The sequence below is a fragment of the Streptomyces sp. NRRL WC-3549 genome, assembly GCF_000721935.1.
Taxonomy (GTDB): Bacteria; Actinomycetota; Actinomycetes; order Streptomycetales; family Streptomycetaceae; genus Streptomyces.
On the sequence record NZ_KL585460.1, the window covers coordinates 16,948 to 19,532 of the forward strand.

Consider the following 2,585-nt stretch of genomic DNA (forward strand, 5'->3'; position numbering starts at 1 on the left):
GCGGGCATGCGGCGGGTGACCCCGGACCTGACGGCGGACGAGCTGCGGGACGACCTGGACGGGCTGGGGCACACGGGCGTCGCGGCCCGCTTCGGTGAGTCAGGACGGTCGGACACCGGGATGGGCCGGATCTCCGGAGAGTTCCGGTGGAGTCAGGAGCTGGAGCGGTGGACGGTGAACGACAAGTCGGGCCGCTACATGAGCGGGGCCGTCCGGCCCGGTCTCGATCCGGCCGTGGCGGCGGGCTGGCTGGCAGAGGTGGCGGGACTCTTCACGGAACGGCTGGGCGTGCGGGTCGTGCCCGAACAGGTCAAGACCGCGTCCGCCGGTCCGCCCGGTGCTCCGCCTCCCCCGCCGCCGCCCGTGGTGCCGGTCAAGGGGATGGTGTCGCTCGCGGAACTCGCCGCCGTCGGGGTGACGCTGTCGCTGTCCCAGTCCACGCAGGCGGCGCTGCTCGGTGACAAACTCCCGGTGGCCGAACTGGGGCTGACCTCGGAACAGCACCGGCTGGTGCGGGTGCAACGGGGTGAGCCCGACACGTCGGTGCCCGTGCATCCGCTGCCCGACTGACGGAACCGCCGCCCCTGTCACCCCGCGTGCTCCCACCAGGGTGCGTCGGCCACGGCGGCGCGGGAGGCCGATCCGACGACGGTTCGCGGCAGGGAGCACCGCGTCCGGCCGGCGGCTTCGGCCAAGGGCCGACGGGGGGCGTGGAGCTGTGCGGGGCCGGTCGGCGGGGGAAGTACAAGCCCCGCGGCAAGCCGTCGAGATCGTCGGGTTGAACGACCCGAGTGCTGGAAGGGCGGGGAGGGGTCAGAGCCGGCCGAGGCGTACGGCTTCCGCGCCGGCCTGGGCACGGCTCTGGGCGCTGAGACGCTTGAGCAGGTCTGCCATGAGCTGCCGGACGGTGCGGATGGAAACGCCCGGCTTCCGTGCGATGCCCTCGTCGGTGAAGCCGTCCTGCAGCATCTTCAGGAGTGCGAGATCACGCTCGCTGGGGCCCTCATGTGTGGGGGACGGGGCGTCACCCAGCGGGGTGGCACGTTCCCAGACCAGGTCGAGAGTTCGTTGAGTGCCGTCACCACGCTGGACAGGTGAATGATGAACGCGCCGTCCCGGCTGGTGCCCCGGTTCACCGGAACGACCGCTGTGGAGCGGTCACAGAGGATCAGCCGCATCGGCAGCGAGGGTACGGTGCGGGCATCGCCGCCCTGTTCGGTGTACCGGCCGGAGTTCGACCTCGGGGTTGGCGGTGATGAAACGGTCGGCGTCGGCGGAGCAGCGGAGGCCGGCGCGTACGGACTCCGCTGGCCGGGCCTGCCGTTCCCGGCCGTGCCTGCTCGATGCTGTGCCAAGAGGTGCCCGCCGCCGTCCGTGGGCCGGGTGGAACGCACTCGAGTATGGCTTCGCCGGGGCTATTGATCAGAAACTCATGGGGTTCTCGTCCAGGACATAGCGGACGTGTGGGCCACCGAAGCAGCCGCGGACGATGTGCGGTTGGCGTTGGCGTCTGCGGAGGAAGCGGCGGGTCTCGGCGGGTCTCGGCGGCGAGTTCGGCCTGATCGCGGGCCCGGTGCTGCCGGGGGAGGCTGTGCTTGAGGTCGGCCTGCTGCGTGTCTCGGTCACACACTTCCCCCGATCCGCCGAGGGTCCGTCGGGCGGAATACTCTGTTGGCATGAGTGAACGAGGGATGCAGGAGTTGGCGCTGCTCCTGCTGACGGCGCTGGCGAATGCGCCCCGGCACGGGTACGCCATCGCCCAGGAGGTCAAGGCCATCACCGACGGCCGCGTGACGCCGCGTACCGGGGCGCTCTACGGGGCGTTGGACAGGCTGCTGGTGGAGGGTTTGATCCAGGTGGAGCGTGAGGAGGTGGTGGGCGGCCGGGCTCGTCGGGTCTTCGCTCTCGCTCCTGCCGGCCGGGTGCGGCTGGAGGCCGAGGCGGAGCGGCTGGCCGCGACCGCCCGGGAGGTCCGGCGGCGTCTGGCGGACGGCGCGGCGGCGCCGGCGTGAGCGATCCCCTCATCCGTCTGTACCCGGCTGCGTACCGGGCTGCTTACGGGCAGGAGATCGTCGACGTGCACCGGGAGATGACGGCGGGCCTGCCGCGTCCGGCTCGGCTGCGTGCGGACGCCGACCTGGTCGCGCACGCTCTGCGGGTTCGGCTGGGCCTTGACTCGGCGTCGCCTGCCGGGCGTTTCTTCGCCCTGGCCGCCCCGTTCGCGCTGGCGGCCGGTGCGGTGGGCAGCGGGCTGCATCTGACGCGCTGGTACGCCGAACTCGTTCTCTCGCCGGCTCCGGTGTGGGTCCAACTCTCCGTCATGGGCGGTCCCTGGGCCTTGTCGCTGCTGTTCTCGCTCCTGGTGTGCCTCGGCATGACCATCGCCTTGACCGGCCGATGGGCGCCGGGCGTGGGGGTGGCCGTGTGCGGGCTGCTGGGGAGGGCCGTGCTGTGGACGGTCGCCGTACCCGTGCCCGGCGAGGGTGCGTTCGCTCCTGTCGCGGCGGCGCTGCTGACCACTGCCGTCGTGCTCGCCTGCCCTGCGGATCGGCGCGGTGACAGCTGTCTCTTATACACATCTCTGA

The 2,585-nt window shown here is 71.9% G+C and carries 3 protein-coding genes and 1 pseudogene; 3 read left to right on the forward strand and 1 reads right to left on the reverse strand.

The window, feature by feature from the left end:
• Positions 1 to 570, forward strand: a 570-nt coding sequence (locus tag IH13_RS0135895) for a hypothetical protein (RefSeq protein ID WP_199814934.1), incomplete at its 5' end; no start/stop codon positions are given.
• 243 nt (positions 571 to 813) lie between these two features.
• On the opposite strand, the gene IH13_RS41845 is transcribed toward IH13_RS0135895, so the two are convergent.
• Entirely contained in the window at positions 814 to 1,056 is a 243-nt protein-coding gene (locus IH13_RS41845) for a helix-turn-helix domain-containing protein (protein ID WP_324605222.1), read from the reverse strand.
• Positions 1,057 to 1,676: 620 nt separating this feature from the next.
• Here IH13_RS41845 and IH13_RS0135905 point away from each other — a divergent pair.
• A complete protein-coding gene (locus IH13_RS0135905) occupies positions 1,677 to 2,012 on the forward strand; it encodes a PadR family transcriptional regulator (protein ID WP_031091313.1) in 336 nt (111 codons plus the stop codon).
• Positions 2,009 to 2,585 (forward strand): annotated as a pseudogene (locus IH13_RS40000) (hypothetical protein); the annotation flags it as partial. The gene IH13_RS0135905 and the pseudogene IH13_RS40000, both read left to right, overlap by 4 nt.